This window comes from Ensifer sp. CCNWLY38 (assembly GCF_037120565.1).
Taxonomy (GTDB): domain Bacteria; phylum Pseudomonadota; class Alphaproteobacteria; order Rhizobiales; family Rhizobiaceae; genus Ensifer; species Ensifer adhaerens_H.
Map to the genome: position 1 here is coordinate 296029 of NZ_JBBBBO010000005.1, position 23198 is coordinate 319226.

22 protein-coding genes are annotated in these 23198 nt (G+C 63.5%); 8 read left to right on the top strand and 14 right to left on the bottom strand.

Annotated elements, in window-relative coordinates; genetic code table 11:
• The first annotated feature begins 457 nt into the window (after positions 1 to 457).
• The gene (locus tag V7S54_RS13445; protein ID WP_065374239.1) at positions 458 to 1876 is read left to right on the top strand and encodes an RtcB family protein; all 1419 of its coding nucleotides are present in this window, start codon (positions 458 to 460) and stop codon (positions 1874 to 1876) included.
• A gap of 132 nt (positions 1877 to 2008) precedes the next feature.
• Here V7S54_RS13445 and V7S54_RS13450 read toward each other — a convergent pair whose 3' ends face one another.
• From V7S54_RS13450 to V7S54_RS13465, 4 genes are all read right to left on the bottom strand, one after another.
• The gene (locus tag V7S54_RS13450) at positions 2009 to 3682 is read right to left on the bottom strand and encodes a flotillin family protein (protein WP_065374143.1); all 1674 of its coding nucleotides are present in this window, start codon (positions 3680 to 3682) and stop codon (positions 2009 to 2011) included.
• Positions 3683 to 3703: 21 nt separating this feature from the next.
• Entirely contained in the window at positions 3704 to 4333 is a 630-nt protein-coding gene (locus tag V7S54_RS13455) for an OB-fold-containig protein (RefSeq protein WP_065374144.1), read from the bottom strand.
• A 5-nt stretch (positions 4334 to 4338) separates the two neighbouring features.
• Positions 4339 to 5472, bottom strand: coding sequence for a PspA/IM30 family protein (locus V7S54_RS13460; protein ID WP_065374145.1), 1134 nt, complete (start codon positions 5470 to 5472; stop codon positions 4339 to 4341).
• Between the two features lie 160 nt (positions 5473 to 5632).
• Positions 5633 to 6142 carry a hypothetical protein gene (locus V7S54_RS13465; protein WP_065374146.1) on the bottom strand — a complete coding sequence of 170 codons (510 nt, stop codon included), beginning with the start codon at positions 6140 to 6142 and terminating at the stop codon, positions 5633 to 5635.
• Positions 6143 to 6383: 241 nt separating this feature from the next.
• Here V7S54_RS13465 and V7S54_RS13470 point away from each other — a divergent pair, with 241 nt between their 5' ends.
• Entirely contained in the window at positions 6384 to 6545 is a 162-nt protein-coding gene (locus tag V7S54_RS13470; RefSeq protein WP_093233178.1) for a hypothetical protein, read from the top strand.
• Between the two features lie 108 nt (positions 6546 to 6653).
• On the opposite strand, the gene V7S54_RS13475 is transcribed toward V7S54_RS13470, so the two are convergent.
• Positions 6654 to 7964, bottom strand: a complete 1311-nt coding sequence (locus V7S54_RS13475; RefSeq protein ID WP_065374240.1) for an amidase — start codon at positions 7962 to 7964, stop codon at positions 6654 to 6656.
• Positions 7965 to 8216: 252 nt separating this feature from the next.
• On the opposite strand from V7S54_RS13475, the gene V7S54_RS13480 reads away from it, so the two are divergent.
• The 3 genes from V7S54_RS13480 (at position 8217) to V7S54_RS13490 (ending at position 12518) form a co-directional block, all read left to right on the top strand.
• Entirely contained in the window at positions 8217 to 9782 is a 1566-nt protein-coding gene (locus tag V7S54_RS13480; RefSeq protein ID WP_065374147.1) for an alkaline phosphatase D family protein, read from the top strand.
• A 199-nt stretch (positions 9783 to 9981) separates the two neighbouring features.
• Positions 9982 to 11808 (top strand): translational GTPase TypA, encoded by a 1827-nt coding sequence (typA, locus tag V7S54_RS13485; RefSeq protein WP_057254976.1) that lies wholly within the window; start codon positions 9982 to 9984, stop codon positions 11806 to 11808.
• Positions 11809 to 12011: 203 nt separating this feature from the next.
• Complete coding sequence (locus V7S54_RS13490; protein ID WP_065374148.1) at positions 12012 to 12518, top strand: GNAT family N-acetyltransferase; 507 nt, start codon at positions 12012 to 12014, stop codon at positions 12516 to 12518.
• Positions 12519 to 12651: 133 nt separating this feature from the next.
• Here the strand turns inward: V7S54_RS13490 and V7S54_RS13495 are convergent, their stop codons facing one another.
• A complete protein-coding gene (locus V7S54_RS13495; RefSeq protein ID WP_065374149.1) occupies positions 12652 to 13254 on the bottom strand; it encodes a hypothetical protein in 603 nt (200 codons plus the stop codon).
• 156 nt (positions 13255 to 13410) lie between these two features.
• Between V7S54_RS13495 and ppa the strand changes: the two genes are divergently transcribed.
• Positions 13411 to 13944 carry an inorganic diphosphatase gene (gene ppa, locus V7S54_RS13500; RefSeq protein ID WP_057254979.1) on the top strand — a complete coding sequence of 178 codons (534 nt, stop codon included), beginning with the start codon at positions 13411 to 13413 and terminating at the stop codon, positions 13942 to 13944.
• A gap of 57 nt (positions 13945 to 14001) precedes the next feature.
• Here the strand turns inward: ppa and V7S54_RS13505 are convergent, their stop codons facing one another.
• Positions 14002 to 14328 carry a DUF167 domain-containing protein gene (locus V7S54_RS13505; RefSeq protein ID WP_065374150.1) on the bottom strand — a complete coding sequence of 109 codons (327 nt, stop codon included), beginning with the start codon at positions 14326 to 14328 and terminating at the stop codon, positions 14002 to 14004.
• The gene (locus tag V7S54_RS13510) at positions 14321 to 14614 is read right to left on the bottom strand and encodes a YggT family protein (RefSeq protein WP_113535285.1); all 294 of its coding nucleotides are present in this window, start codon (positions 14612 to 14614) and stop codon (positions 14321 to 14323) included. The genes V7S54_RS13505 and V7S54_RS13510 overlap by 8 nt, the downstream gene beginning before the upstream one ends.
• 134 nt (positions 14615 to 14748) lie before the next feature.
• Between V7S54_RS13510 and V7S54_RS13515 the strand changes: the two genes are divergently transcribed.
• Complete coding sequence (locus tag V7S54_RS13515) at positions 14749 to 15990, top strand: MFS transporter (protein WP_065374152.1); 1242 nt, start codon at positions 14749 to 14751, stop codon at positions 15988 to 15990.
• Positions 15991 to 16023: 33 nt separating this feature from the next.
• Here the strand turns inward: V7S54_RS13515 and V7S54_RS13520 are convergent, their stop codons facing one another.
• From V7S54_RS13520 to hemC, 6 genes are all read right to left on the bottom strand, one after another.
• Complete coding sequence (locus tag V7S54_RS13520) at positions 16024 to 16758, bottom strand: glutamine amidotransferase (protein ID WP_065374153.1); 735 nt, start codon at positions 16756 to 16758, stop codon at positions 16024 to 16026.
• Position 16759: 1 nt separating this feature from the next.
• A complete protein-coding gene (locus V7S54_RS13525) occupies positions 16760 to 17242 on the bottom strand; it encodes a tellurite resistance TerB family protein (RefSeq protein WP_065374154.1) in 483 nt (160 codons plus the stop codon).
• 26 nt (positions 17243 to 17268) lie between these two features.
• On the bottom strand, positions 17269 to 18921 hold the full coding sequence (locus tag V7S54_RS13530; protein WP_336408445.1) for a heme biosynthesis protein HemY: 1653 nt from the start codon (positions 18919 to 18921) through the stop codon (positions 17269 to 17271).
• Positions 18922 to 18932: 11 nt separating this feature from the next.
• Entirely contained in the window at positions 18933 to 20201 is a 1269-nt protein-coding gene (locus V7S54_RS13535) for a COG4223 family protein (protein WP_065374156.1), read from the bottom strand.
• A gap of 155 nt (positions 20202 to 20356) precedes the next feature.
• On the bottom strand, positions 20357 to 21070 hold the full coding sequence (locus tag V7S54_RS13540; protein ID WP_065374157.1) for a uroporphyrinogen-III synthase: 714 nt from the start codon (positions 21068 to 21070) through the stop codon (positions 20357 to 20359).
• A 4-nt stretch (positions 21071 to 21074) separates the two neighbouring features.
• Positions 21075 to 22004: a hydroxymethylbilane synthase gene (gene hemC / locus V7S54_RS13545; RefSeq protein WP_065374158.1), complete on the bottom strand. Its 930-nt coding sequence runs from the start codon at positions 22002 to 22004 to the stop codon at positions 21075 to 21077.
• A gap of 74 nt (positions 22005 to 22078) precedes the next feature.
• Here hemC and tsaD point away from each other — a divergent pair, with 74 nt between their 5' ends.
• Entirely contained in the window at positions 22079 to 23173 is a 1095-nt protein-coding gene (gene tsaD / locus V7S54_RS13550) for a tRNA (adenosine(37)-N6)-threonylcarbamoyltransferase complex transferase subunit TsaD (RefSeq protein ID WP_065374159.1), read from the top strand.
• Positions 23174 to 23198: the final 25 nt, after the last annotated feature.

Sequence of the window (23198 nt, forward strand, 5' to 3'; positions counted from 1 at the left end):
CGTCACGGACGAATGACTGAGAATACCATGGCGAATGCCGGGGAAACTACATCGGTAACCCGAAAGGGGAGCGGGTTCAAAGCCCGCGCCGCCGGCGATCCCATAAGGGAGAACCAGCGGATGTTTCCCTCCTTTTGTCGCCATGGCCGGAATACAGCGGCGAATGCCGGACGGAACTACAGCCACCACTGGATGGCCTGGCAGGTTCGACTCCTGTCTTTGGCGACGCTCTCTGGCACGGGCGGGGCCATCTGCGTTTCGTCCAACCTCGTCGCCGCTGCTGAAATACACGACCGCCTGGCGAATACCGGCGGGACGACAGGATAGAGCGTCCCGCCAGAACGTCGTCGCCGGGCGACTTAGGCGAACCCGGGTGAACGTCGCCCTCCATGACTGCGACGTCGTCCGGGGTATGACAAGAGCAAAACACAGAAGGACTGCAGACGCAGAAAAGATGATGATACAGGTAGTTAGCGGACAGGATCTGATCGACGCCGGCATGCCGCAGGGCAAGTGGTTCCGTCCGGCGCTCGATGCCGCCAACAAGCTTCTGAGCGAGGGCCGGTCGATGGAAGAGGCGCTGGCGGCCGCACTGGCTCTTCAGCCCGGCCCGACGCTCGCACTCCAGATGGACAACGACGTCGAGATCTATTCGAACATCCGCGCTGAAGACGCTTTTGAGCAGGACAACGTCGCCAAGGTGAATGCCACGATGCGCGCGCTCGTTCGCACGCCGGTCGTCCGCGCTGCAGCGATCATGCCGGACGCCTGCCCTTCCGGGCCGGTCGGAACCATTCCCGTCGGTGGTGTGGTGGCGTCTGAGGCGATCCATCCGGGCATGCACTCGGCGGATATTTGCTGCTCCATGGCGATCTCCGTGTTTCCGGGGGTGGACCCGAAATCGCTGCTGGACGCCGTTCATGCGGTTACCCATTTCGGTCCCGGTGGACGTCCGCGCGGGGCGCAGATCAAGCCGTCGGAGGCGACGCTCGCTGCGTTCCAGCAGAACGCCTATCTGCAGGAGGGGCCGCTTAGCGCCTGCATCGAGCATTTCGGAACGCAAGGGGACGGCAACCACTTCGCCTATGTCGGAACGATGAAGTCGAGTGGCGAGACGGCGCTCGTTACCCATCATGGATCGCGGGCACCGGGCGCCCGGCTCTATGACCGGGGCATGAAGATCGCCAATCGTTTTCGCGAGTTGCTTTCTCCGGAAACGCTGCGGGACAACGCCTGGATTCCAGCCGAAAGCGAGGAGGGCGAGACCTATTGGTCGGCGCTCCAGATCGTGCGCCGGTGGACGAAGGAGAACCACTACGTCGTGCATGACATGGCGGCTGAAAAGTTGTCGGCGAAGGTTTCCGACCGCTTCTGGAACGAGCACAACTTCGTGTTCCGGAAGTCGGACGGCCTTTTCTACCACGGAAAGGGGGCGACGCCGGCCTTCGACAAATGGGCCGAGGATGCGACCGATCTGACGATCATTCCGCTCAACATGGCGGAACCGATCCTGATCGTGCGTGGTTCGAACGCTGTCCACGGTCTCGGCTTCTCGCCGCACGGTGCGGGCCGCAATTTCTCGCGCAGCGCCCACATGCGGCGTCTCGCCGAGGAATATGGTGCGGATGCCCGGGGTCTCAGCCCGAACAACATCGCCGACATCATGGCGAAGGAGACCGCGGGATTGGACGTCCGCTTCTTCTCCGGTGCTGCCGACGTCTCGGAGTTGCCGGGCGCCTACAAATCGGCCGCCAATGTGCGGGCGCTGATCGACCACTACGGCCTCGCCGAAGTGGTCGACGAGGTGATCCCCTATGGAAGCATCATGGCCGGCGATTGGCAGCGCGATGCGCCCTGGAGGAAGCGGCGCCGATAAAAGGAGGGAAGGCGGAGGTCCGCCTTCCCTCAACTCTTTGCAGGAGTGCGATCCGGGCTCTAACGTCCCGTGCCGAAGGTGAGTGTTTGCCCTTTCCCGGCCCTGGATGGTCGAGGACCAGGTCGGATCACGTCATTTCGTTGGCGATTTTTCCGCAGGTGCCGGGGCCTGCAGGTCGCCGAGTAGCGAGGAGATGGCGTTTTCGCCATTGAAGCCGGCCTCCTTCAGCAGCTGGTCGAGGACCGGCTTGTTGGCCTGGTAGGCGAGCAATTGGCCCGCAAGGCCGTCGCCGAGGCCGATGCCGTTCTTGGCGCCTTCGCCGCCTGCACCGCGGCCGAGCATGCCGCCGGTGTCGAAGATGCGGATATCCGAGATCTTCTCGATCGGCTTGACCGCTTCAGCCAGCGCTTCCGGAATGATGCGGATGCGTTCGCGCAGGATCTCGAACTCGATGATGGCGGAGCTCAGCTTGTTGCGGGCTTCGTTGAGCAGGGCCTCGCTTTCGGCTGCCGCCTTGCCGGTTTCGAGTACGCCCTTGGCCTTGATGATGGCCGCCTCGGCTTCGGCGGTTGCGAGCGTCTTGATCGCATCCGCCTGATCGAGGGCCGCCTGCTTTTCGGCTTCGGCGCCGACGGTCACGGCCGTCGCTTCGGTTTCGGCATTCTTGCGGGCGTCGATGACGGCGATCTGGCGTTCGCGTTCGGCGATTTCCACGGCCTTCGCGGTCTCGACCTTTTCTTCCGCCGCAATGGCGAGGGCGCGTGCGGTTTCAGCCTGGGCCTTGGCTTCCGATTCCTCACGGCTCTTGTTGGCGACGGCGATCGCGCTTTCCTGCGAAACGATCTGCAGGTCGCGGCGAGCCTCGGTGTCGCGCTGCTGGACGGCGCGGGTGGCGTCGATGTTGGCGCTTTCGCGCGCCTGCTTGGCAAGCGCCTCGCGTTCGGCGATCGCCTGTTCGGCGGCGATGCGGGCCTCTTCCTCGGCGCGCTTGGCCGCCTGTTCCTGCTGCGCGGTTTCGGCACGGGTGGCGGCCGACTTGTTGGCGATGTCGCGTTCCTGGTTCAGTTCCGCCTCGCGCTTGGTGCGCTCGATCGTCAGCGATTGCTGGCGGGCTTCCAGGTCCTTCTGGGCGATGGCGACTTCGGTGTCGCGGACGATCTCGTTGCGCTCCTTCTTGCGGCCCTCGGTGATGCGGGTCAGCGCCGCAAGGCCGTGGGCGTCGAAGAAGTTGTTGGCGTTGAAATGCTTGATATCCGTCTGGTCGAGACGGGTCAGCGAAACGGATTCGAGCTCGAGACCGTTCGACTGCAGGTCGGCGCCGACCGCCTCCTGCACCGCCTTGACGAAATCCATGCGCTGCTCCTGCAGCGCGTCGAGGCTCATGGTGGCGGCAACCGAGCGCAGGCCGTCGACGAACTTGGCCTCGATCAGCACGCGCAACTGTTCGGCGTCGTTGGTGCGGTCGCCGAGCGTCTGAGCCGCAAGCGCGATCGAGGAGGCATCGGGTTTCACGCGGACGTAGAACTCCGCGCCGATATCGACGCGCATACGGTCCTTGGTGATCAGCGCATCACCTTCGCCGCGGCGGACTTCGAGGCGGAGCGTCTTTAAGTTGACGCGGGCGATCGAGTGGAAGATCGGCAGCACGATGGAGCCTCCGTCGAGGACCACCTTCTGGCCGCCGAGGCCGGTGCGCACATAGGCCTCGTCGCGGCTCGAGCGGGTATAGAGCGATGCAAGTACAAAACCGATGCCGAGGATCAGGACAATGCCGATGCCGGCCGGCACCAAGAGGTCGTAAAACATGGTTGCTCCGATGAGGAAGGATTAAGGGTTTGGCGGCGTCAGCAGGTCCGACGGCGCGGATATCGCAATAAAAATGTCTGATGCGCGATCAACGATCAGCACCTGCGCGCCGATGGCGATCGGCTGCTCGTTGCGAGCGGCCCTTGCCCGCAGCACATGCCAGTTGCCGTGGCGATCCTTGAGACGGATGCGTCCCGGCAGGCCCTGGTCAAGCGGACCGACGGTGACTTCGCCGCTGCGGCCGACGAAATCGCCGAGGTCGACGACATAGCTTTCGTCACGCGGAACGATCTTCGCCACCCACCGGCTCGAAACGCGAACCGCGGGGAGCGAGAAGGCGAGCGCCGGCAGGGCTGCGGCAAGCGCCGGCAGCGGCGCCCACAGGGCTCCTGCCACCGCCTGAATGACAAAACCGGTCATGGCGAAAAGGCCAAGGAACAGCATCAGCAGAACAAGCAACGGCACGCCGCCGACATTGAACCAGGACATCAGTCCGCCCAGCGCGTTGTGGTCGTCCAGCCAGGCTTTGTCGATCGCCTCGCCCAGCGAGAAGCCGAGCAGCAGGCAGAGGATCTCGATGCCGGTGAAGGCGGCCAGCATCACCGCCGCAATCGCGAATGGCAGGGATTCCGGGGCGAGGAAGAACAGCATGGGCGTTAGTGCTGCTTTGCCTTGAACTCGGCCAGCCTTGCCTCGATCGCCCTGTCGCGATGCAGGCGATCGAGCTCATCCAGTTCGGCGCTGTCGCTGTGATCTCCGCTCGGAACTCCCGTAGCGCGGGAGACGGCGGCGGCGGCACGGGCCGCACCTTCCACGGGGCTGGCCTTTGCCAGGCCTGAAGCTTTGCTTTCGGGGAACTGGGCGATGCTGCGCTTGAGATCGGCGAGCCGCGCTTCGGCTTCGCGGCGGGTGGCGAGGACCGCCTGGAGCGCCTGCTGGCCCTCTTCGAGATCGGTGCGGGCGCCGGCCAGCGCCTTGTCCAGAGCGGCAAGCTGCGATTCCAGATCGATCTGGCGTGCGACGCCGGCCTTGGCGAGGTCCTCCCGGGCGGCGGAGATCGCGGTCCGGATCTTTTCGTCCAGCTTCTTGAGATCGGCGCCGATTTCGTCGTGGCGGCTGAGGATGCGGTATTCCTCGGCACGCGCCTGACCGATATCGACCCGGGCCTCTTCGGCGGCCGCGTCGATTTCGCGGAGCGCCTGTTCGACGATCACGATCTTGTTGCTGCCTTCCGCCTTGTCGACGGCGGCATTGGCGAGACCGGCGATCAAGCGGCCCATGCGGGATAGGATGCCTTCATTCGTCATCATTTTCTTCTCCGTTCGGTCGGAATGCGTGGTGACGCCGATGTGGATCTGATAGCCGCCGTCTTGTGCAACGAGCTGGGCGGCGAAGATATTCAAGGTGCCGGGCGAATAGCCGGCGACGTCGTAGGGGATGGCGACGCGACCGCGCACAGTGGCGACAGTCAGATCCGACGGTCCCTTGATGGCAAAAAGCTTGTCGTCCAGCGGCAGCCTTTCGGCGTTGGCCGCCTGTCCCCTGTTTGCCGCGAAGTCGCGCAGTCCCAGCGTGACCATCCGCGCCGGAAGTCCCGTGCGCTCCCGGACTGCTTCGTAGGCAAGCTCGTGCAGGGTTACGAGATTGGCGCCTGCCTTTTCACCGGCCAGTTCATCGAGCATCGCCAGCATGTTGGCATAGGCGACGAAGGTTTCCGCGAGCGCGTGTCTGGCCTCCTCGTCAGGCGCGAGGTCGTAGCACAAGATCGACGTGTGGTTGCTCTGAGCCATGATCAATTACATAAAGCACCGCTTTTGTGCTTTCAAGGATCGGCTCAGTTTTAGGTTGCAATTTTCTTACATTGAACGCGGCCGCGACCGTTGCGCTCGCAAAGCGCGTCGGAACCAGCGGAGGAGGGTGACGCCGGAGGTGCGAAATCGGCCGGAGGACTCAATCCACTGCGTTGTTGCGGAGCCAGGTTTCCAGTGCGGCGATGACGGACAGTCGCAGGCTTGCACCCTTGGACAAAGCGCGGGTGAGGGACATGTCGTCGCCTGCAAAACCCATCTCGGCCATGATGTCGTTTGCCCGCATACGACGGCGGTTCATGATGGTGCGGATTTCGGCGATCGTCTCGGGAAGCAGGTAGCGACCGCTGGCAATCGCCGCGGCTTGGTGCGCCACGAGCGGCGGATCGTTTTCAGCGTGTGTGGGCGCCATTTCCACGGCGCCATTGCTTCTCAGCCATTTCAGGAAAGTCTCACGCTCGGCGGGGCTTGCCTTGGTCCAGGAATTCTTGAGTTTGTCGAGGCGGGTGCGTTCGTCCTTGAGCCCTGCCGCGACAAGCGCCTTGCGCAGCGATGGGATGCGGCCGGCCAGCAGGTCCGCATGAATATCAGGGAAATCGAGCTTCAGGCGCTGCACGTCAACGGTTTCGTCGCGCTTGATTTTTTTCGACATGCTCGTTCCTGCGTCGTTCGTCCGCGACATGCTCTAGCGCGCTCGCGCGCCCGGCGCGAGCGAAATAGGTCGCTATCCTCTATCCTTTGCGGGTCGTTCCCGTTAGGGAGCACATGGAGAGTAACGCGAAGCAGCGCAGAGTGCCCTTCCTCGCACATCATGCGTCCAGCTTTACGCAAGTCCCTTCGCCTATCGTCACCTCAATGGCCGGGATGTGACACGGCGAATGAAGGACAATGATATGTCAAACGATATCGAGCATTACCGCGACCCATCCGATTCGATGGTCGCTCTCTATCTCGCGAACAACGACGGCGACGAACTGACGGATGCTCTGGTCGCCGCGCTCGAAGACGCGTTCCGCATTCTCCGCGACGAGATCTCCGGCGAGACGATGCACTGAAGCGGCTACCGGCTGTCGCGGCGGCATCGCGAACGGCGGCCGGCTGTGATGGGCATTCCTTGGCGCAGCCAGCCTCTTGGGTGCTCGACACCTAATCCGGGCGTCGCGTCACCTCTCCTGCAGCAGCGCTTCCACCGAGAGCGCCGCTGCTAGCACGGTTGCATCCGTTCCATTTCGCCCCACCAGCATCAGCCCGGCCGGTCGCATGAGGCCCGGCATGGGCAGGGTGATGGCGGTGAGATCGAACTGGTTGGCAACCTGGCAATTGCGCAGGAGCAGACCCTCGACGCGGTTGTATTCCGCCAGGTCCGTTTCGACGCTTGCGATCGGCACGGCGGCAATCGGTGTCGTCGGCAGCGCGATGAGATCGTAGGGCGAAAGCCGCTCGTCCATGGCGGCGGCGAGCTCGCGCCGCGTTTCCAGCAGGGCCGAGATGGCTGCATCCGGCACGGTGAGGCGGCGGCGAAGCGGGAGCTTGACCCTGTCATCGACGGGAGCAGCATCATCGTTTAGCCAGCCGGCATGGATGCGGCTTGCTTCCAGGCCGGCGATCGAGCCGATGCGCGTTGCATCGGCAAGCCGCTCAATCAAGTCATCGAGTGTACAGTCGACGATCTCGGCGCCCGCTTTGGCCAGCCGCTCGAGGCTTGCGGCGAAGGCATCGGCGATTTCGGGCGAGAGCTCTTCGAGCAGCCTCCCCTGGGGAATGCCGATGCGAAGTCCTGCAATGGGGCGGGCGACAGGCGGTATCGGTTGCTCGCCGGCCATCACGGCGTCCGCTATCGCGCAATCGGCAACGGTTCGGGCGAGCGGCCCGAGCGAATCGAGGACGGGCGACAGCGGAAAGGAACCATCGAGCGGAATGCGGCTGGCTGTCGGTTTGAAGCCGACGATGCCGTTCAGCGCTGCGGGGATTCGTATGGAGCCGCCGGTGTCGGAACCGATGGCGATGTCGCAGGTGCCTTCGGCCGCCGAAACCCCGGCACCGGACGACGAGCCGCCGGAGATGAGGCGCTGGTTGGTGGCGTTTCCGGGCACCGGATAGTGCGGGTTGAGGCCGACGGCGGTGAAGGCGAACTCGGTCATATGCGTCTTGCCGATGATCACGGCACCCGCGGCGCGCAGCCGCTGGACGACGAGCGCGTCTCTTTGGGCCGGTGCCGCATTGCGGCGGATGATGGAACCGGCAAGCGTTTGCTCACCCGCAACGTCGAAGAGATCCTTGATCGAAACGATCTTGCCGTCGAGCGCACCAAGGCCCGTGCCGCCTCGCCGCCGGCGGTCGGAGGCATCGGCTTCCGCGCGGGCACTTTCCGCATAGAGGCGCACGAACGCTTTTTCTTCGTGCTGGCGATCGTTGAGCCGGCTCAGGATCTGTTCCAGGCGATCGCGGGCGGGCGTGTTGGCGAAGTGAGACACGATGATGACCTGTCGATTTCGGTGTCGCCGTGCGGCGGCATCATTGCCCGGATTCGCGAATGCTGCCGGGCTATCTACTTTGATAGCAGCATTGGCGGCGAAAGCCATTGCTCCGATGCCGAGCGAAGTGCCCCTACTTTCACCGAACTGTCGCCAAACCGTTCAAATAGTTTCATGCCGTTGTTACGTCGCTGACATCGGCATGACCAAAGGTCCGGCACGCGCGATTGCGCTGCCGAATCGGAGGTCTGTTTGGCCGATATCCTCAAGACGCTTTCGCGGCGTTCTTTCCTACTTTCCGCCGGTGCCGCGGGCTTCGTGGCCTCATCCGGTCTCGCGACACCGTTCTATGCGAGAGGCTACGGCCGGCCGGAGTTCATTCACGGCGTGCAATCCGGTGATGTCGATACGTCCTCCGGCATGATCTGGACGCGGGTGGATCGGCCGTCGAAGGTGTCGGTCGAGTATTCGACCACCGAGAGCTTCTCCAATCCGGTTCGTCTCGCCGATCTCACGGCGACGGCGCAGACGGATTGTGCGATCAAGTGTTCGCTCGACGGACTGCTGCCGGACCAGGACATCTTCTACCGGTTCACCGCCACGGATCTCTACGACGTCAACCGTGTTTCCGAGCCGGTGATCGGACGGTTTCGCACAGCACCCTTGCGCAAGCGCTCGGTCCGTTTCGTCTGGTCCGGCGATACCGCCGGCCAGGGCTGGGGCATCGATGATGTCGGCATGAAGACCTATTCGACCATGCGGCTGCATGAACCGGATTTCTTCATCCATTCCGGCGATACGATCTATGCCGACAATCCTATTCCCGACGAGATCCAGCTGCGCGACGGCGGCGTCTGGAAGAACCGGGTGCTGACGCATGAGAAGCGCGACGTGGCGCGCACGCTCGAGGAATATCGCGGGCAATGGAAATACAATCTGCTCGACGATCATGTCCGGCAGCTGAATGCCGTCTGTCCCACCTTTTATCAATGGGACGATCATGAGGTGCTGAACAACTGGTCGGCCTCGACCGACCTTCGCGACGATGCCCGCTATCCGGAAAAGGACGTCGCCGTCTACGCGGAACGGGCAGCCCGGGCGTTTCACGAGATGACGCCGATCCGCAACGTCGCGACGCAGCCCGGCCGCATCTTCCGCAAGGTCGGCTATGGGCCGCTGCTCGACGTGTTCTTCGTCGACCTGCGCTCCTATCGCGGCGCCAACCAGGGCGAAGACGGCGGCGGCGCGCTGTTCGGCTGGCGGCAGGCGGATTGGCTGAAGCGCGAGCTTGCCGCCTCGCGCGCAGTCTGGAAGGTGATCGCCTGCGACATGCCGATCGGGCTCGTGGTCTGGGACGACTACACGAATAAACGCGGCTCCGACGCCATCGCCGATGGCGACAATGGTCTACCTGCAGGACGAGAACTGGAGTTCGCCGATCTCCTGCGTTTCATTCGCGACAACGGCATCGACAATCTCGTCTGGCTGACGGCGGACGTACATTATACCGCCGCACATCACTACGATCCCACGCGCGCCGCCTTCAAGGAATTCACGCCTTTCTGGGAGTTCGTGTCGGGGCCGCTTCATTCCGGCACCTATGGGCCGAAGGAACTCGACATGACCTTCGGGCCGGAGGTCCGCTTCATCAAGGCGTCGGGCGGCGGCATCGACAGCAACCTGCCGCCATCGGCCGGTCTGCAGTTCTTCGGCATCGTCGATATCAACGGTCAGACGCAGCAGATGACCGTGCGGCTGATGGACAGGCAGGACCAGGAACTGTGGCGCGTGACGCTCGATCCGGCCGCGATTGCATGACGAATCTGGTCGCGGCTAACAGCTTTCCAAACCCCTCACGCGAGACCCCCAGCGGTTGCAAACCCATGGCCTACCGGCATTTGACCGCGGCGCTGATGCGCGCGCCCCCTTTCGCAATCGCAAAAAAACCTGTATGAGCGCGACCATTGAAAAAGCGGCGTGGCCCATCGGGGCTTGCCCTGAACCTCCGAGACGAAAAATGAGCATTCGTAACATCGCGATTATCGCGCACGTTGACCATGGGAAAACGACCCTTGTTGACGAGCTCCTGAAGCAGTCGGGCTCGTTCCGCGAAAACCAGCGCGTTGCCGAACGCGTCATGGACTCCAACGATATCGAAAAAGAGCGCGGCATCACCATTCTCGCCAAGGCGACCTCGGTCGAGTGGAAGGGCGTGCGCATCAACATCGTCGACACCCCCGGCCACGCCGATTTCGGCGGTGAAGTCGAGCGCATCCTGTCGATGGTGGATGGTGCCATCGTTCTTGTCGATGCCTCCGAAGGCCCGATGCCGCAGACGAAGTTCGTCGTCGGCAAGGCGCTGAAGGTCGGCCTGAAGCCGATCGTCGCGATCAACAAGATCGACCGTCCGGATGGTCGCCACGAAGAAGTCATCAACGAAGTCTTCGACCTCTTCGCCAACCTCGACGCCTCCGACGAGCAGCTCGACTTCCCGATCCTCTACGGTTCGGGTCGTGATGGCTGGATGAACGTCGCCCCGGAAGGTCCGAAGGACCAGGGCATGGCGCCGCTGCTCGATCTCGTGCTCAAGCACGTGCCCGAGCCGACGGTTGCCGAAGGCCCGTTCCGCATGATCGGCACGATCCTCGAAGCCAACCCCTTCCTCGGCCGCATCATCACCGGCCGCGTTCATTCGGGTTCGCTGAAGCCGAACCAGGCCGTCAAGGTTCTGGGCCAGGACGGCAAGCTGCTGGAAAATGGCCGCATCTCGAAGATCCTCGCCTTCCGCGGCATCGAGCGTCAGCCGATCGAAGAAGCGCATGCCGGTGACATCGTTGCAATCGCCGGTCTCACCAAGGGCACCGTCGCCGACACGTTCTGTGATCCGTCCGTCGCCGAAGCGCTGACCGCCCAGCCGATCGACCCGCCGACCGTCACCATGTCGTTCATCGTCAACGACAGCCCGCTTGCCGGCACCGAAGGCGACAAGGTCACCAGCCGCGTCATCCGCGACCGCCTGTTCAAGGAAGCCGAAGGCAACGTTGCGCTGAAGATCGAAGAATCCTCCGAGAAGGATTCGTTCTTCGTGTCCGGCCGCGGCGAACTGCAGCTCGCCGTTCTGATCGAAACCATGCGCCGCGAAGGCTTCGAGCTTGCCGTGTCGCGTCCGCGCGTCGTCATGCACAAGGACGACAACGGCCAGATGCTCGAGCCGATCGAAGAAGTCGTCATCGACGTTGACGAAGAGCATTCCGGCGTCGTCGTGCAGAAGATGTCGGAGCGCAAGGCCGAGATGGTCGAGCTGCGTCCGTCCGGCGGCAACCGCGTCCGCCTGGTGTTCTTCGCTCCGACCCGCGGCCTCATCGGCTACCAGTCGGAACTTCTGACCGACACCCGCGGCACGGCGATCATGAACCGCCTGTTCCACGCCTACCAGCCCTACAAGGGCGAGATCGGTGGCCGCGTCAACGGCGTTCTCTTGTCGAACGATGCCGGTGAATCGGTTGCCTATGCGATGTTCAACCTGGAAGACCGCGGCCCGATGATCATCGATGCTGGCGAGAAGGTCTATGCCGGCATGATCATCGGCATCCACACCCGCGACAACGATCTCGAAGTGAACGTGCTGAAGGGCAAGAAGCTCACCAACATGCGCGCCGCCGGCAAGGACGAAGCTGTTCGCCTGACGCCGCCGATCCGCATGACGCTGGAGCGCGCGCTCTCCTGGATCCAGGACGACGAGCTCGTCGAAGTGACGCCGAAGTCGATCCGTCTGCGCAAGATGCATCTCGACCCGAACGACCGCAAGCGCTTCGAGAAGGCCCGCACTGCCGGCGCGGCTTAAGCATTCTGAACTTACCGGGCCTGAAAAAACCCCGGAGCGATCCGGGGTTTTTTGCTGTGTGTGCCACGGATGGGCGACTTGCGGATAAAGTTAAAAAGGCGTTAACCTTCCATAGGGTGCCGTTAAAGTTGCCTGTGGGTTAACGCTGGCCGGCAACCGGGCGGGATTCCTGTTCGCCTTGTGTGCGTTTAGAGTCGCGAGTCATGAAGACTGTTTCGATAGAGATTCGGCCCGGAGAGCCGCAGGAAGCATCGGCGATTGCCGATGTGCACCGCGTTTCGTGGCTGCAGGCCTATGGCGGTCTCATCCCCCACCGTCCGCTGGTTCAGATGGTCAACCGCCGCGACGAGGTCTGGTGGCGCAAGGCGACGCGCGGTCCTGCAACGCTGCTCGTCGTCGACGTGGCCGGAACCATTGCCGGCTATGCAACGCTCGGCCTCAGCCGCGCCAAGGCCCTGCCGCAGGAAGGCGAGATCTACGAGATCTATCTCAGGCCGGAATATCAGGGCATAGGTCTCGGGCGCATCCTCTTCGGCGAGGCCAAGAGCCTGTTGCGTTCGCTCGGCTGCCGCGGCCTCGTCGTCTGGTGCCTCGAGGATAGCGAGCATGCCTACCAGTTCTTCCAGGGCGCCGGCGGCAGCGATATCGCCGAAGGCATGGAAGATTTCGGCGACAAGCATCTGAAGAAGGTCGGCTTCGCCTGGAACTAAAGCGCGTCGCGATCTTTCAGATTCGCTCCTTGCGCTTTAAGTTCTTGATATTTCGCATGTCGTTGTCGCAAAACCGCTGCGCACTTTTGCGCGACAGGCTTTAGGCTTTCCCGCTTCCGGTTGAGATCAGCCGCTATTCCGGTAGTTCGTTGCGCGGTGCGCTTGCCTTGTCGCCTTGCGTGCCATGGTAGACCGCCTTGTCGACGCCACAGCGGAAGGTCGGCGCCACCTCGTCGGCGATCTTGCGGGCGAGCGCGTTGGGATCGGGATTTGCGAGCGCATCGACATAGCCGGCGACGCAGCCCTTGCCGTCGTCCTTCTGGGCTACCGTGGAGACGACGAGAACCTGCCCTTCAAGCGCCGGTGCCGATCCTCCTGTCTCCGGGTCGGGGTCTTCGATGAACCAGCGCAGGATCGTCGCGACCGGGGTGCCGCCTTTGGCGATGCGCCATTCCACCGTGGCGCCGGCGTGGTTGAAGGGGATGAAGGTTTCGAACGCCTCGTTGCGGTAGCGCTCGTTGAGGTGACCGAAGGAGAAGCTCTGGCGGATATCCATCTCCTTGAAATGAGCCGGATAATCGCCATGGCCCGGGCAGGTCATCAGGGAGTACCTGCCCGGCTCCTCTTTAATCGTCTGGCACTTTTCTCGGCTGACGTTGACATAGACGCTCTCATTGGCCACCGCGGGTCCGGCGGACAACAGGACCAGCGACAGGCATGCAACCTTTCCGTTCATCGTGATCTCCCTCGAACGAGATTTTGACGATCATGAGGGTCGTTCGGTGATGACAAAACGACCGGTTGAATCTGCATTTCGGACGAAAGTTATGTTGCATCGCGGCATGTTTCCCTTTATCCGACGGGCAAACTCAACTGACCCTGGAGTAGATCCATGCGCATCGACGCGATTTCCATCGGAAAGAATCCACCAGAAGATGTCAACGTCATCGTTGAAGTTCCCGTCGGCGGCCATCCGATCAAGTACGAGATGGACAAGGAAGCCGGCACGCTGGTCGTCGACCGCTTCCTCTACACGCCGATGACCTATCCGGGTAACTACGGCTTCGTGCCGCATACGCTTTCGGACGACGGCGACCCGATCGACGTTCTGATCTGCAACACCCGTCCGCTGGTTCCGGGCTGCGTCATCAACGTCCGCCCGATCGGCGTGATGATGATGGAGGACAATTCCGGCCAGGACGAAAAGATCATCGCGGTTCCGTCGGCTCACCTGACGCAGCGCTACGACAAGGTGCACGAATACACCGACCTGCCGGAAATCACGCTCAAGCAGATCGAGCACTTCTTCGAGCACTACAAGGATCTGGAGCCCGGCAAGTGGGTGAAGATTTTTGGTTGGAAGGATGCTTCCGTCGCCAGGCAGCTGATCAAGGAAGCCGTCGAGCGCGCCAAGGGCGCCAAGTAAGCTTCGAGCGGCGCAGTTCGGGAAAGGAAACTGCTTCAGAGTTTCCCTGGGACCGCGCTATTGACCGACAAGCTCTGCAAGTCGTTTGACTATGTCCTCCGGGTCGCCATCGATCCGGAGGATTTTTTTGCGCTGCGTCTCGCCTGAGATGAGAGAAAGCTTGCTCTTGGCAAGCCCGAACTTCTTCGAAAGAAGGGCAATCAGCGCCTGGTTGGCCTTGCCTTTTTCCGGGACTGCGCTGACGCGCACTTTCAGATGTTCTTCTCCGTCGGCAGCCGCTTCCAAGCCGTCAATGGCGTCGCGGCCGCCGTGCGGCGTCAAGCGTACCGTCAGGCGAACGTGGTCGCCATGCGCGGTGAAGGCCGGATGGCCATCATCAGCCAAGCAGCGCCTGCGCGATCGTCGTATTCAGGAAGAGCTGGATGAAATAGAGGATCACCAGCACCACCAGCGGCGACAGATCCACGCCGCCCATGTCTGGCAGAACGCGGCGGATCGGGCGATAGAGCGGCTCCGTCAGCTGATAGAGCGAGCGGCCGATCATGTTGATCGCCTGGTTGTTCACGTTGATGACGTTGAACGCGTAGAGCCAGGAAAAGATGGCCGACGCGATAACCAGAAACCACGCGATGTTGATGATGAAGTTCAAGGTGCCGATGACAGCAAGCATGCCGGTCTCCAAATCGTTATTGACAGACATGTAGACATTGAGACCTAAACGAGCAAGTACGCCGGTTTATCGGGCGCGATCATGTTTAACATGGGGTCGCACGATAACCGAGCCTCAGCAGGAGCCCCTTCCGCATGTCCGCCGTTCATGCCTCGCATCGTTTTGCCGCCTTTCGGCATGTCGGCTATCGCCGCTATTTCTTCTCGCGCTTCCTGGCGTACTTCGCAATCCAGATCATTTCTGTCGCAGTCGGCTGGCAGATCTATGACCTCACGCGTGACCCGTTCGATCTCGGCTTGATCGGCCTCTTCCAGTTTCTGCCGTCGCTGGTGCTGATCCTCGTCACCGGCGCGGCTGCGGACCGCTACAACCGGCGCATGATCATGGGGATCTGCATGGTCATCAGCACGCTCTGCGCGACGGCATTGCTGCTTCTGACGGTATCCGGATTGTTTTCACCCTGGCCGGTCTATGCGATCCTCGTTGTCTTCGGCATCGAACGCGCCTTCCTGGCGCCGGCGTCTCAGTCACTGGCGCCCAACCTCGTACCGCCCGAAGACCTGCCCAATGCGATCGCCTGGAATTCCACGTCCTGGCAGACGGCGATGATCGTCGGTCCGGTCGCGGGCGGCCTGATCTATGCGCTCGGCGCCGTCGTTCCCTATGCCGTCGGCGTCTGCTTCTTCCTGGCATCCGCGCTCATGGTCTTTGCCATCCCGAAACCGGCGACCCGCACGCAAGCCTCCGCCCAGAGCTGGGAGACGATCACCGCCGGTTTCCGCTACATCAAGGCCGAAAAGGTGGTTCTGGGCGCGATATCGCTCGATCTGTTCGCGGTACTGCTCGGCGGTGCGGTGGCGCTGATGCCGGTCTTTGCTCGCGACGTTCTCGATCTCGGTCCGTGGGGTCTCGGCCTCTTGCGCGCCGCTCCGGGTATCGGTGCCGTCAGTATGGCGGTCTGGCTCGCGGCGCATCCGATCCGCCACCGTGCCGGTTTCTACATGTTCACCGGTGTCGCGCTCTTCGGACTCGGTACCGTTGTCTTCGGTCTCTCGGCGACGCCCTGGATCTCGATCGCCGCGCTCGTCGTCATGGGCGCCGCCGACATGATCTCGGTTTATGTGCGTGAAATCCTGATCACGCTCTGGACGCCGGACGAGCTGCGCGGCCGGGTCAACGCCGTCAACATGGTGTTCATCGGCGCGTCGAACGAGCTTGGTGAATTCCGCGCGGGCATGATGGCTTCCGGCTTCGGCGCCGTCTTTGCAGTGGTCTTCGGCGGCATGGGCACGCTGCTCGTGTCAGGGCTCTGGGCGCTCGGCTTCCCGCAATTGCGCAAGATCGACACGCTCGACGTGCCTGAACATCACAGGTAAGGGCGCGCGCCCCAGGGGTGTTCCAATGGGGTCTTACACTTTTCCTGGAATTGCTTTCTCGTCGCGCAGGAAGATCAGTTCCAGGAAGTTTTCCATCCAGGTGCGCAGCGGCCCGTCATGCTGCATGCGGCCATCGAGATGCGCCTTTCCCACCTGGGCGCCGGGCATCTCGAACCGGTGCGCGCCGTGTACGACCCAACGGTGCATCATCGCGCGTGTCAGCTCGCCGTGAAACTGGATGCCCCAGGCATTGTCGCCATAGCGGAAGGCCTGATTGGGGTAGGTGTCACCGGTTGCGAGCAGCTCGGCGCCGGCAGGCAGGTCGAAGCCTTCGCGGTGAAAATGGTAGACCATATCAGGCCAATCCATCAGTGCCTTGCCGGCATCGGTTGCGATCAGCGGATACCAGCCGATCTCGGTCATGCCCTCGTGATGCGGCGCCACGGAGCCGCCGAGATTGCGCGCCAGCATCTGCGCGCCGAGGCAGATGCCGAGATAGGGCTTGTTCTCCTTGAGCGGCACGGACAGCCAGTCGATCTCGCGGCGGACAAACTCTTCCTCGTCATTGGCGCTCATCGGGCCGCCAAAAATGATCGTGCCGCTATGATGCTTCAGGGTCGGCGGCAGGTCATCGCCAAGTGCCGGCCGGCGGATATCGAGCCGAAAGCCCTTCTGCTCCAGAATCTGGCCGACACGGCCGGCACTCGACCGCTCCTGATGCAGGATGATCAGGACTGGTTTTCGCGCGCTTGTGTCCGGCATCGGCATTTCAGCTTTCCTGTTGCGGCTCGGCGTCCTCGACGGTGTCGCTTCTCGCGGCGGCCTCCTGCCGCTGCAACACCCGGTCGCGCCCGGAGACGGCGAGCAGATCAGCGATGCGCCAGATCACGTGGTCTTCCATTTCGCTGCGTTTGCCGTCGGCATAGACGATATCCCAGAGCATGCCGACGAGTTCGATGCGCTGTTCCTCCGAGAGGTGGCGCTTGAGCTCGGCGGTGAACTGGTAGTAATCGATCGCCTCGCTTTCGGCAGTCTTGCCCGCTTCGATCAGCGCGGCAAGCGAGGCATCGTCGAGCTTGTAGTTTTGCTTGATGACCGATCGCATCTTGCGCCGTTCGGACGCAAGAATCCGGCCGTCGGCTTCCATGACCTGGAAACAGAGGGCGATGACGGCCACGCGTGGATCGCCGTGCTCTATCCGCGTCGCCGGGCCGGTCAGGCCGTCGAGAAACGTCCGTAAGCGTTCAAACATGTATTTTGCCACAGCCCCTTGAGAGTTCAGAACAGTCGGAAACTAGCCTTTTCCGGCGCCTTCTCGCCGGTGGCTGGATCGCGCACGCCGGGATCATCCGGCGGACGGCCGAAAAAGGGATCAGGCATGTGCTCGCCGTTGGTAACCTCTTCCTTCTCTGTCTTCTTGACCGGAGACTTGTCGGCGATCGGCTCGGGCGGTTTGCGCTCCGTGACCTTGATCGGCAGCGGTTCCGGGCGCGGCTCCTCCCGTTCGGCCTCGAGTATGACGGGCGCTTCGCTGCGGCGGGTTGCGGGTGCCGGTTCATGCGCATGCGGCTCCGTGGCCACCGGCGGCAGACTGCGGATCGCTTCGTCGGCATTCGACTGGTCGTGGTCGACGGTCGCCGAAAGCGCGTGCGGCGGCGCTTTCCATTCGAACGCATCGAGCCGTCCGCTGACGGGCGAGACCGGCAGCCAGGTCGGCGACGTCACGCCGTCGGCAGTCCAGGCCGGGTCCCGTGGGCTGCGCAGGGCCTGCGCCATCCAGTGGCGGATGCGGCCCTCGTCGGCGGTGTCGGCTTCTTCTATGTCGGCGAGCAACAGGAAGACGCTCTCGGTCGGATCGAGCCTGGCGGCGGCTTCCGCCTTGGTGCGGGCCAGTAGCAGTTCGCGCGCTTCGAGCGCGGCCTCGGCGACAGCTGCCATCGCCGCGGCATTGTTGGGCCTGAGGGCTTCAAGCTTGCGCGCCCGCTTCAACCGGTCGACGGCGGTGTCGCCGCCGCGGGCACGCACGTAGAGCCGCGCCACGTCCGGGTGAGGCTCGTGCTTCCAGTTTTTCTCCAGGATCGAGGTCCCCTTGCGCAGGTTGTCCTCGCGAAACAGCGCCTTGGCGGCCGTCAGCGCCGCCGGCACCAGGTGTTCGTCGAGCTTCAATGCCGCAAGCGCATCGTCTCGGGCACCCTTCACGTCGCCGTCGAGCTTTGTGACCGCCCGGGCGGTCAAAAGCACGGCCTTCTTACGGTCGGCCTCCTTGCGTTCGACCACATGGGCGGCGCGGCTCTTGTCGAGAAGACGCAGAGCATCGTCCCACTGTCCGGCCTGGCTCTGGCTGTCGAGCGTCGCGAGAGCCGCCCAGGGCAGATGCGGTGCTTTCTCGGCGGCGCGTTCGGCATATTGCCGGGCGGCCTCGTGGGCACCGAGGCGCTTGGTTTCGAGGTAGAGGCCGCGAAGCCCGAGTTCGCGGGTCTCCGGATCGTCGGCCATCAGCTCGAACTTGCGGCGCGCATCGTCGTACTTGCCTTCGATGAGGGCGGTTTGCGCTTCGAGTAGGTGGATCAAAGGCTCCTGGTCGGCGCTGATCAATCCGCGGGTACGGGCGGTCATCTTGCGGGCAAGATTGGCGTCGCCAGCCCCGGCAGCGATCAGGCCGGTCGAAAGCGCCTGGTAGCCACGGTCGCGCTTACGAGCGCGGAAGTAACGGGTGACGGTGTGGGGAGAGAGCCAGATGGTGCGCACCACCCAGACGGCGATCAGCACGGCCGCGATCAGCGAGATCAGTAGTGATGCGGCCCGCATCAGGCTCATCTCGATGAGCTGACCTTGCCAGACGAGCGAGAGCTCACCCGGCCGGTCCGCGAGCCACGCGAAGCCGAGGCCGAGGCCAAGCACGATCAGGATGAAAATCAGAATGCGGATCATATCTGGTACCCTCAGCCCTCTGTGCCGGGCTTTGCCATTGTCGCGGCGACGGCGGCATCGATCGCGGCTTCGACACGCAGACGCTGGTCGAGCTTGGCCTTGAAGGCCTCGCCCGCCGGTTTGGCGGCATCCGGCAGCCCCTCCCACTCCAGAGCAGCGCCCTTGAGATCGCCATTGTTCAGCTTGTCCTCGATACGGGCGATGACGGCTTCGGGCGTCTCACCCTCGACGCTGCCGACGGGGCGCACGCGAATGCCGGACATGGCGCTGGACACCAGCCGGTCGAAGATGCCCTCGTTCGGATCGGGCTGATTGAGGGCGTCGAGCATGGCGTCGGCGGTTTTCGGAAATTCGCGGCGCAGGTCGGTGCGGGTCGGCACGCCAACCTGGGCATCCTGGGCCAGAGCAGCGACGGCCTGTTCGTCCGGTGCGATGCTGCGCAGCGCGTCGAGTTCGGCGAGGAAGGGTCCGCCGCGATCGATTGCCGACTTCAGCGCCGTGACCGCGACCGCCTTGGCCATCTGGATGTCGTTGACCGGCTCGTTGAGCTTCTGCTCGGCGGATTCGATGCGGCTCGTCAGTTCCGCCTTCTCCGTTGTCGCCGTCTGTTGGGCGTCGGCGAGTGCCGTCTTCAGCCCTGCAAGTTCCTTGGTAAGGTTGTCGATCTCCGCCTTCAGCGTTTCGACCTCGGCACTCGGCGCGCCGTTCGTGCCCGGTTGGGCGGCTGATTGTTCGAGGGCGGCGATGCGGCCTTCGAGCGCCGTATTGTCGACGACTGCGGCAGGCGTGGGCAATGCTGCGATCTGATCGCGCAGTGCCTGCAGTTCGCCGGAGATGTTCTGCTCGACGCCACGCTCAGGGCCAAGTCCGGGAACGATGCCGGCATATTGCAGGCCGCCAAAGCCGAGCAGCGTTACGAGGCCACCGAGGATACCGGCGGCAAGCGCGCCAGAGTTGGACACTGGCTTTTGCCGCGGCGCCGGTTCCGGCTCCTGTGCCGCGTGCGGCGGTTCTTCGGCGAAGACGGCTGCGGCCGCGTCGGCGCGCTGCTCCTCGATCTCTTCTTCCAGGCGCGATCCGGCGGCGCTGTCGTCGCTGCTGTCCGTTGTCGTCTCATCCGCCTTGGCGTCGCTTGCCGGGCTTTCGCTTGCCACGTCCGTCACCGTCTCGCGGGTTGTTTCGGCCTCGGCCGGTTCCGCAACGGTTTTTTCCGCTTCGAGGTCGATCGTCAGCGGTTCCTTCTCGGACTTCGAGCGGCGCGGCGGGTTTTCCGATACCATGGTGACCTCTTACCGTTGTTCCTGTCGGCTCTTCTCTCAAACCTAGTCAGCCCGAACGGTGAGGGAAAGCCCCTCCGTTTCGATTTTGGCTGAATCGGCCCTGGCGTGACGTGGAATGCGGGCGGAAAACCGCCAACATTTTTCTTCATCCCATTTTAGATCAAACTAAAAAGGTTTTCTTCGTCGGGCTTAGCGGCGATCTGCGCCATGACGTTGCTTGGCAGCGCCTCGGCGACGGCAGCGCTCAGGCAGAGATAGCGCGGGCTGAAGGACGCAGCGTCCAGGCTGGCCTCCTGCAGCAATGCCGCCAGGCGTCGAGCCGTCTCCCGGGAATAGAGCAGAACGGCGTCGGGCCGGTCGGTTCGCGCGAGATCTTTCAGCGCACCGGGCGGCTGCACCGTCGGTTCCATGCGATAGCATTCGACCGTCCTATACTCGACGCCATGTTGCCGGAGCGTGCTTTCGAGGCCGTCGGAGCGCGGAGAGCCGGTCAGATAGATCAGCGGCTGTTTCGGCAAGGTGCCGACGGCCGAAACAATCAGCCCGGCCAGCGCTTCGCCGGTGCCATCGCCGATGCGGAGATCGGTGAAGCCAAGTTCTCGTGCTGCCCGCGCAGTCGCCTCGCCGACGCAGAAGCATGGGGTTTTCAGATGCTTTTCCATTTCACCGCCCAGAGCGGCGAGGACCCGAACCGCTTCGGCGCTGGTCAGGACAATGGCTGCAAACGGGATGTCTAGCGCTGCTTCGGCAATGGCGGTGAGATGCATGGCCTGCATCAATGGCAGGAGGATCGGCTGGTGGCCGGCCGCCTCCAGCCGGCGTGCCGTCGCCTCGGCGGCGGGAAGCGGCCGGGTGACGAGCACGCGCATCGGCTCAGGTCCAGCTCGCAAAGAAGCCCGGGCCGGCCTTGGCACGGATTTCCTCGCCCGCCTTCTTGCCGAGCGCTTCGGCGTCGGTGGCCTTGCCTTCGATCGTGACGCGATGATGGGTCTGGCCGTCGGGCGTGAGGATCATGCCGGAAAAACGGAGATGGGTGCCATCCGAGATGGCGAGGCCGGCGATCGGCGTGCGGCAGGAACCGTCGAGCGTCGCGAGGAAGCCGCGCTCGCAGGCGACCGCCTCATGGGTGCGCTGGTCGTCGATGGCCGCGAGCAGGTCGTTGATGCGGCTGTCGCCCACCCGGCTTTCGATGCAGATCGCGCCTTGCGCCGGGGCCGGGGGGAAGTCCGTCGGGTCCAGCAGTTCGGTCGGAACGTCGGTCATGCCGAGCCGCTTCAGGCCGGCATAGGCGAGCAGCGTCGCGTCCACCTGGCCCTCGGCGAGCTTTCTCAGCCGCGTTTCCACTTGGCCGCGATAGGTGATGACGTGGAGATCCGGCCGCAGCCGGCGGATCAACGCCTGGCGGCGCAGCGACGAGGAACCGACAGTGGCGCCTTCAGGCAGTTCCATCAGCTTGCGCGCCGAGCGGCCGATGAAGGCGTCGCGAATGTCCTCACGCGGCAGGAAGGCGGAAAGACAGAGCCCATCGGGCAGCTTCGTCGGCATGTCCTTGGACGAATGCACGGCGAAATCGAGTTTGCCCGACAGCAATTGCTGCTCGATCTCTTCGGTGAACAGGCCCTTGCCGCCGATCTCGGCGAGCGAGCGGTCGGTGATCCGGTCGCCCTTGGTCGAGAGAATGACGACCTCGAACATTTCCGGCGCCAGACCATGCGCCGCTGCGAGCCGGTCGCGCGTTTCATGGGCTTGAGCGAGCGCCAGCGGGCTGCCGCGCGTGCCGATCCGGAAAGGTTTTGTTTGCATCAAAGGCTATCCATTGTTACCGGAGTTCCGTGTACCCACCTTTCGGTGCGACCGCAATCTTTGAGTATACTCTGATGTCTCCGCCCCTGCGCATCCTCGGCATAGAAACAAGCTGCGACGAAACCGCCGCTTCCGTTATTTTGCGCGATTCCGACGGCAAGGGCCACATTCTCGGCGACGTCGTTCTGAGCCAGCTGGAAGAGCATAGCGCCTATGGCGGCGTGGTTCCCGAGATCGCAGCGCGCGCCCATGTGGAAGCGCTCGATACGCTGATCGAGGAGGCGCTTCTGCGCGCCGGCGTCACGCTTGCCGACATCGATGCGATCGCTGCGACAAGTGGTCCCGGTCTGATTGGCGGCCTGATCGTCGGGCTGATGACCGGCAAGGCGATCGCGCGCGCAACCGGCAAGCCGCTCTACGCCGTCAACCATCTCGAAGGCCACGCGCTGACGGCGCGGCTGACCGACGGGCTCTCCTTCCCCTATCTGATGCTGCTCGTTTCCGGCGGCCATACGCAGCTTATCCTCGTCAAGGGCGTTGGTGACTACGAGCGCTGGGGCACGACGATCGACGATGCGCTTGGCGAGGCCTTCGACAAGACGGCGAAACTGCTCGGTCTTCCCTATCCGGGTGGCCCGGCGGTCGAGCGCGCGGCGCTCGCCGGTAATCCCCAGCGTTTCGATTTTCCGCGCCCGCTCGTCGGCGACGCCCGGCTCGATTTCTCCTTTTCCGGGCTGAAGACGGCGGTGCGCCAGGCGGCGCAATCGCTGGAGCCGGTGACGGAGCAGGACATCGCCGATATCTGCGCTTCCTTCCAGCGTGCGATCTCGCGCACGCTCAAGGATCGCGTCGGGCGCGGGCTGAAGCGCTTCAAGGCGGAACATGCCGGCGTGGCGCGTCCGGCCCTGGTGGTTGCCGGCGGCGTTGCCGCGAACCAGGTGCTGCGTTCGACACTGCAGACCCTGTGCGCACAATCCGGTTTCGACTTTATCGCGCCGCCGCTTTCGCTCTGCACTGACAATGCCGCGATGATCGCCTGGGCCGGTGCGGAGCGCCTGGCGGCGGGCATGGTGGCCGATGGCCTCGACGTTGCGCCGCGCTCGCGCTGGCCGCTCGACGCCCAAGCGCAGGCACTGCTCGGCTCCGGCAAACGCGGCGCCAAGGCATGAGGGGCTCAGCCAGGGCATGATGCCA

Excerpts from the sequence above, each read along its gene's own strand:
- V7S54_RS13445 (WP_065374239.1), top strand. The coding sequence starts at position 458 with ATGATACAGGTAGTTAGCGGACAGGATCTGATCGACGCCGGCATGCCG.
- V7S54_RS13450 (WP_065374143.1), bottom strand. The coding sequence starts at position 3,682 with ATGTTTTACGACCTCTTGGTGCCGGCCGGCATCGGCATTGTCCTGATC.
- V7S54_RS13455 (WP_065374144.1), bottom strand. The coding sequence starts at position 4,333 with ATGCTGTTCTTCCTCGCCCCGGAATCCCTGCCATTCGCGATTGCGGCG.
- V7S54_RS13460 (WP_065374145.1), bottom strand. The coding sequence starts at position 5,472 with ATGGCTCAGAGCAACCACACGTCGATCTTGTGCTACGACCTCGCGCCT.
- V7S54_RS13465 (WP_065374146.1), bottom strand. The coding sequence starts at position 6,142 with ATGTCGAAAAAAATCAAGCGCGACGAAACCGTTGACGTGCAGCGCCTG.
- V7S54_RS13470 (WP_093233178.1), top strand. The coding sequence starts at position 6,384 with ATGTCAAACGATATCGAGCATTACCGCGACCCATCCGATTCGATGGTC.
- typA (WP_057254976.1), top strand. The coding sequence starts at position 9,982 with ATGAGCATTCGTAACATCGCGATTATCGCGCACGTTGACCATGGGAAA.
- V7S54_RS13490 (WP_065374148.1), top strand. The coding sequence starts at position 12,012 with ATGAAGACTGTTTCGATAGAGATTCGGCCCGGAGAGCCGCAGGAAGCA.
- V7S54_RS13495 (WP_065374149.1), bottom strand. The coding sequence starts at position 13,254 with ATGAACGGAAAGGTTGCATGCCTGTCGCTGGTCCTGTTGTCCGCCGGA.
- ppa (WP_057254979.1), top strand. The coding sequence starts at position 13,411 with ATGCGCATCGACGCGATTTCCATCGGAAAGAATCCACCAGAAGATGTC.
- V7S54_RS13510 (WP_113535285.1), bottom strand. The coding sequence starts at position 14,614 with ATGCTTGCTGTCATCGGCACCTTGAACTTCATCATCAACATCGCGTGG.
- V7S54_RS13515 (WP_065374152.1), top strand. The coding sequence starts at position 14,749 with ATGTCCGCCGTTCATGCCTCGCATCGTTTTGCCGCCTTTCGGCATGTC.
- V7S54_RS13520 (WP_065374153.1), bottom strand. The coding sequence starts at position 16,758 with ATGCCGATGCCGGACACAAGCGCGCGAAAACCAGTCCTGATCATCCTG.
- V7S54_RS13525 (WP_065374154.1), bottom strand. The coding sequence starts at position 17,242 with ATGTTTGAACGCTTACGGACGTTTCTCGACGGCCTGACCGGCCCGGCG.
- V7S54_RS13530 (WP_336408445.1), bottom strand. The coding sequence starts at position 18,921 with ATGATCCGCATTCTGATTTTCATCCTGATCGTGCTTGGCCTCGGCCTC.
- V7S54_RS13535 (WP_065374156.1), bottom strand. The coding sequence starts at position 20,201 with ATGGTATCGGAAAACCCGCCGCGCCGCTCGAAGTCCGAGAAGGAACCG.
- V7S54_RS13540 (WP_065374157.1), bottom strand. The coding sequence starts at position 21,070 with ATGCGCGTGCTCGTCACCCGGCCGCTTCCCGCCGCCGAGGCGACGGCA.
- hemC (WP_065374158.1), bottom strand. The coding sequence starts at position 22,004 with ATGCAAACAAAACCTTTCCGGATCGGCACGCGCGGCAGCCCGCTGGCG.
- tsaD (WP_065374159.1), top strand. The coding sequence starts at position 22,079 with ATGTCTCCGCCCCTGCGCATCCTCGGCATAGAAACAAGCTGCGACGAA.